Origin of the sequence: Anaeromassilibacillus sp. D41t1_190614_C2, assembly GCF_015558525.1 — a bacterium.
Taxonomy (GTDB): domain Bacteria; phylum Bacillota; class Clostridia; order Oscillospirales; family Acutalibacteraceae; genus Anaeromassilibacillus; species Anaeromassilibacillus stercoravium.
Genome location: NZ_JADMOD010000032.1, coordinates 1 through 5,213, shown reverse-complemented (window position 1 = coordinate 5,213; position 5,213 = coordinate 1). Strand labels below are relative to the sequence as shown.

The following is a 5,213-nucleotide window of genomic DNA, read 5'->3' as shown; positions in this document are numbered from 1 at the left end:
GAGATGATTTCCTCCGCTTCGCCCTCGACGCTCATCGATGCGTTGCCGCTCCACTGTACCGTCAGCAGCTGCGGCTCAGTGGGAATGGTTTCTTCTACAAAATGGATCAAATAGGTGCGCTCGCTATCTGCAACGCCCGATGCCCAGACCGTAATCTTAGCGGTTCCGGGAATTGCTTCCGCCTGTTCAATGGAGATCCGTGCATAGGATGCTTCGGCCTTCGCGCCCACGTTCGGAATCCCACTGTCAGGCGATACGCCCACGGTGTATTCCATAACGTCGTTGTCAAAGTCTGACAGAGCAAATGTGCTGTGCGGCACATCCACCCATTCCCCGTCCTTCTCATACTGAATCTTCCAGGTGTCCGGTACGATCACGCCGTCGTCCCAGGCACGGTACCAGCAAACTTCCGCCTGCTGAACTTCGATGGGGGCATCAAAACTGTACTGTACCCAGTGCTCCCCAGCGTTCGGGTAGGTCGACCAGGTGCCCTTTGGATTGCCATTCTCAGCGGAGGTTTCCCAACCTTCGCCGTCGTTGACCGCATCCAGACTGGTAGTGGTACAGGTATACGATGCGCTGACCGCTGCATCCTGTTCGGCGTAGGTTCCATCCGTCTTCTGGAGGCGGAATTCCTTCATGCCGACCGGCTTATGCCCATCCATCAGGATGCGGAAATTCTGCGCAGTCACCGGCGTAAAGTCGGTTACATTGAGCACATTGTATTCCGTTGCATACGGTTTATCTCCGTAATAGACCTCTGTGAGAGGAACATTTGTAAAGTCAACCTCGCCCCGTTCTCCCTGAAGCTTCCACTCCATGATACCGGAGGCGACATTCTTGACATCGTTCTTGATATTCAGGCGAATCTTCGTGGTGACAATGGGATCAAATTCGTAGGAATCGTATGCATTCTTTGTGAAATAATTGTATTCGCGGGCCGGCGTCACCGGGACAAATTCTTCGCCATTCCAATAGACGATTTCCAATCCATCCGGGATCTGGACGCCGCCGTTGTCGTCATACCACTTGACGTCGCATCCCCACAGGCTGACCGGGTCGTCAAAGTCATACTGCACCCACGGATTGAGCGGGGTCTGGTAAGAGGTCCACCGTGCGTCTGTGCCGTCGTTCAATCCCTCGATGGTGTCGTATTGGGAGACACCGGAGGCGGAAGGCGTCGCGTAGCTTTCCAATGGGAAAACGATACGATCTTCACGCAAATAGATTGCCATAGCGCCGCTTTCACGGTTGTCCCACGCATAATAGGGCGTCATCACCAGAGGCGCATCTATATCTTCGTCGCCGATCTGCACCTTGGCGTTTGCCACAACCTGCATGGCCGGTTTCACATGGTACGGGTCTTCGCTCGGCGCCTGTGTCAAGGCAATTTCCTCTTCCGTCAAGGGCCGTACGGTTATGTTGTCGGCCTCGGCCTCCCGGTTATAGCTGCGCAAGCCAATTCTGCCTGCCTGGTGCTCCAAGTCCTTAAAGGAGCCGACCTGCTCGCCATCGACAAAGAACAGGAACGTATTTTGGTAAGCAAGCACCTTCAGGGTATAGGTCTTACCGAGTTCAATATCATAGGTCTTTTTCCCAAACCGTGTCCAGCTGCCGTTGGCTTTGCCGTACTCTGCGCCTTCCAACCCGATGCCAAAGTAGTAACCATGGTAATTATCGGCGCCGGAGCCTTCCTGTGTAGAACGAATCAATACGCCTGCATTGCCGGAATCTACGCCATCCTGCCCCAGCGTGATTTCCGCTTCCAAAGCGAAGTCGCTCCATGCTTCGTCGCCTGCAACCAGCTTATTGTTGAGTCCCTTGGCTATGTGAACCTTTCCATCGGCGATCTCGATGTTCTCTTCATCGCCCACTTTTGTCCAGCGCGCAGAGGCGGCTTCGGCGTCTTCGAAATCTTCGCTCAAATTCGCCTCCACATAGGGCGGGTACTCAATGGGGCGGTCAAATTTTTCATCTTCCAGGTTATCTACCCACTTGGTGGTGAAGGTGGCGTCCTTCGGCAGATAGTACTGGTTGATGGCATACTCGTTGTCTACAGCTTCCGCCGCATAGACAATGGGGCCGCGTTTGACCGCGACTTTCCCCTGGTTTGCTTCCACCCGCGGATCGGAGTAGACGCGCTTTGTCTCCATCGTAAAGTTCAAATCAATCGTATCGCCGTCGTTCCAGACGCGGTCCAAGACGACATAGCCCTGCCCGTCAGGCTCTGCGGAAATGGATTCCCCGTTGATGGAAAGGGTATTCCCGTCGGTCGCCCAGGAGGGAATCCGCAGGCGATAGGTGAATTCCGTCGGATGATCGACTTCCACGGTAATAGAGGTTGTCCCCTCCCAGGGCATATCGGTCTCTGTATGCAGGCCAATCGTATCTTCACCGAGATCGATGGATGCATTGTTGCCGATATAGAGGTTTTGGGTAATCACATCGCCCTGTTGGGTATAGATATAGCCGCCCAAAGACTCCACCGTACGCATCAAGTTCGGCGGGCAGCATGCCGTGCCGAACCACTCTGAACGGTGCTTATTGCCGTTGCTGCTCATGGGGTTGCCATAGAAGAAGGTGTCGCCCTCAAAGTTTACACAGCTGATGATGCTGTTGTACAGGCCGCGCTCCACAATATCCGCATATTTGCTGTCCCCGAAGAGCAGGTTCATGCGCTGGTTGAACATCACGTTTGCAATGTTGGCGCAGGTTTCGCAATAGGCGGTGTCGTTGGGAAGGTCGTATGCATTTCCATATCCTTCGTTGGACGGATTGGAGCCAATTCCACCGGTGACATAGGTCTTTTTGTTTTCAATGTCATCCCACAGGGCAAGCAGCGCCTCGTCGTACCGGCCGTCCTGCTCCAAGAGGTTGATGTCCGCCATGGCGGTATACATATAGCCAGCGCGCACCGCATGGCCGACCGCTTCCCTCTGCTCCGCTACGGGCAAATGGTCTTGGTCATACTGGTTGTTGTGGTTGGTGCCATGCCGTCCTTCGTAGTCCCCGCGGGTATCCAGGAAGAATTCCGCCAATGTGATATAATTCTGCGCTTTTTCGGCGTATTCGCCGCCGATCTCGTTGCAGAGGTTTGCCAGTTTTACGAGGGCAAGCTCAATTTCCTGATGCCCCGGCACCTGCTTCCATTTTCCCTCGCCAAACAGGGAACACACATAATCCGCGTTCTTGATAGCCATATCAAACAGGCGGGTGTCCTGCCCATTTGTCGCGCGGTAATGTGCTACGGCCGCTTCATAGAAATGGCCTGCGCAATAGAGCTCATGAAGATTGAAGTCCCACCACTTGGGCGTATTTCCATTGGCTCCCAGGATGAAATACGTATCAAAATATCCGTTTTCCTCCTGTGCGTCCACGTAATAGGGGATCCATTCTTCCAGCTTGTCGCGGATATACTGCTGCCCGTCGATGATCTCCTGGTCCCCCATGGGGTCGATTTGCAGGGCATAGCACATGGATTCCAACACCTTATGGACGTCCGAATCCACATAAAACGCGCCTTGGAACGCATCGTATTCTTCCCCGCGGTGCATCTTGGCGGCATTGATGATATTGGGGATGCCACCCGTCGCCTTTTCTACATTAGCTATCCCGGTGGGGATAACCTTGCAGATGAACTGCTTTTGGCGGGCTGTCCAAAAATCATCCGTAATTTTTACGTGGGTGAAATCCACCGATTTGGCGGGTTCCTGCGGCTCTGCGTTTGCCGGCACGGCAGCAAATGCCGTAGACACGCTGGAAAACAGGATGGTTGCACTTAACAGGCACGCTGCCAGTTTCTTTTTCATAAAATCCTCCTTTTCACATGTTCCTTAAAATCTTCTGGTTACAAACGATTAGATGCCTCCTCCCCTTTGATTTTCTCTCTTACCCCAATCATAATCATAAAAAAACAGCTTGTATTTATAAAAAACAAGTAGAATTATACAATTTTTTAACATTTATGTATGAATTAGAAAAAGGAACGTTTCTCATATAAAACTTATTATAGAAATAGAAAATATCTCCTACAATACAGCTCTATGCTCTTCAATTGAGTCCATTCGAATATGGATGGAAAACACAGAAGGCCCTGTCGCGGGAAAGATTCCCGGACAGGAGCCTTGTTGTTTATCGGGAAAATCTTCCCTTTTTATTTAGATGCCCGGTCTACGATTATGCAATCGTTACCGTGCAATGGACGCGCAGCGTCTTTCGCGGGCACACTGTGCCTCTCGCGCCTACGGCGTTCCCTACGAAAGCTCTTACGCAATCGTCACGGCACAATGCTTCACTGGACGCACGGCGTCTTTTCGCGCCTACGGCGTTCCCTAAGAAAGCATTTAGCCAATCGTCACTGCACAATGTTTAACTGGGACATTGCCCGGCAGGGTCGTATAAACGCCCGTGCTCTGGCCCGGCGTGCCGGTTGCATAGACTCTGTAGTAGTAGTCGTTGCCGATCTTCGCCACGAACTGCGTCTTCAGCACTTCGCCATTGCCGGCCGTGAAGCCCGGCGTCATGGCGTTGCCGTTGACCACGGTCATCTTGAAGCAGTATGCGCTGCCTCTCTTCAAGGTGAAGTTCACCGTCGTGTCGGAAACCACATACGCCTTCTGGCTGGCCACGCCCTGGGCTGCGGATACAACGCCCGCTGCGCCGTATGCGTTGCCAACATTGGCAGACGTGCTGCCCTTGCCGCTGTTGCCCATGCCCGGCTTCTCCGCCTTGACCAGGTTATTCGCGGCCTCTTCCAGGTTGGTATATGCCTTTGCAATCGCCTGGCCGTCTGCATTCGCATCCGCGGCAACCGTCTTCGCAACGCTCAGCGCTGCCTTAAAGGCTGCCACGCTGCGGTCGGTGTAGCCGTCCAGATCCTTCTGCTCCATCTCAGCGATCAGCTTGTTCAGCTCATCCTTGCTCGGGATCTTGCGCAGGGCTGCCATCGCTCTCGTCAGGGCCTCGGCCTTCGCATCCACGTCGGCCTGCGCTGCGTCTGCGTTCAGAAGCAGTTCCTCTGCCTCTGCCAATACCGTGGTAAAGGTATCGAACGCTTCATCCTGGATATAGTCGTCCGGGTCGAAGGTGTTCGCTTCGTCCACCAAGCTTTGCAGCTCGCTCATATCCGCACGGAAGTCCAACTTTTCAATCGCTGCTTGCAGGTTGTCATATGCCTCGTCCACGTCCGCCTTCAGCGGGTTCTCCTCGGCATA

General features: G+C 53.5%; 1 protein-coding gene and 1 pseudogene. Both read right to left on the bottom strand.

All coding sequences use genetic code 11. The features are described 5' to 3' along the window. The coding region (locus I2G69_RS13940) for a beta-L-arabinofuranosidase domain-containing protein (RefSeq protein WP_195560987.1) at positions 1-3,809 on the bottom strand (3,809 nt) is incomplete at its 3' end. Between the two features lie 534 nt (positions 3,810-4,343). After that, a pseudogene (locus I2G69_RS13935) lies at positions 4,344-5,213 on the bottom strand (FIVAR domain-containing protein); the annotation flags it as partial.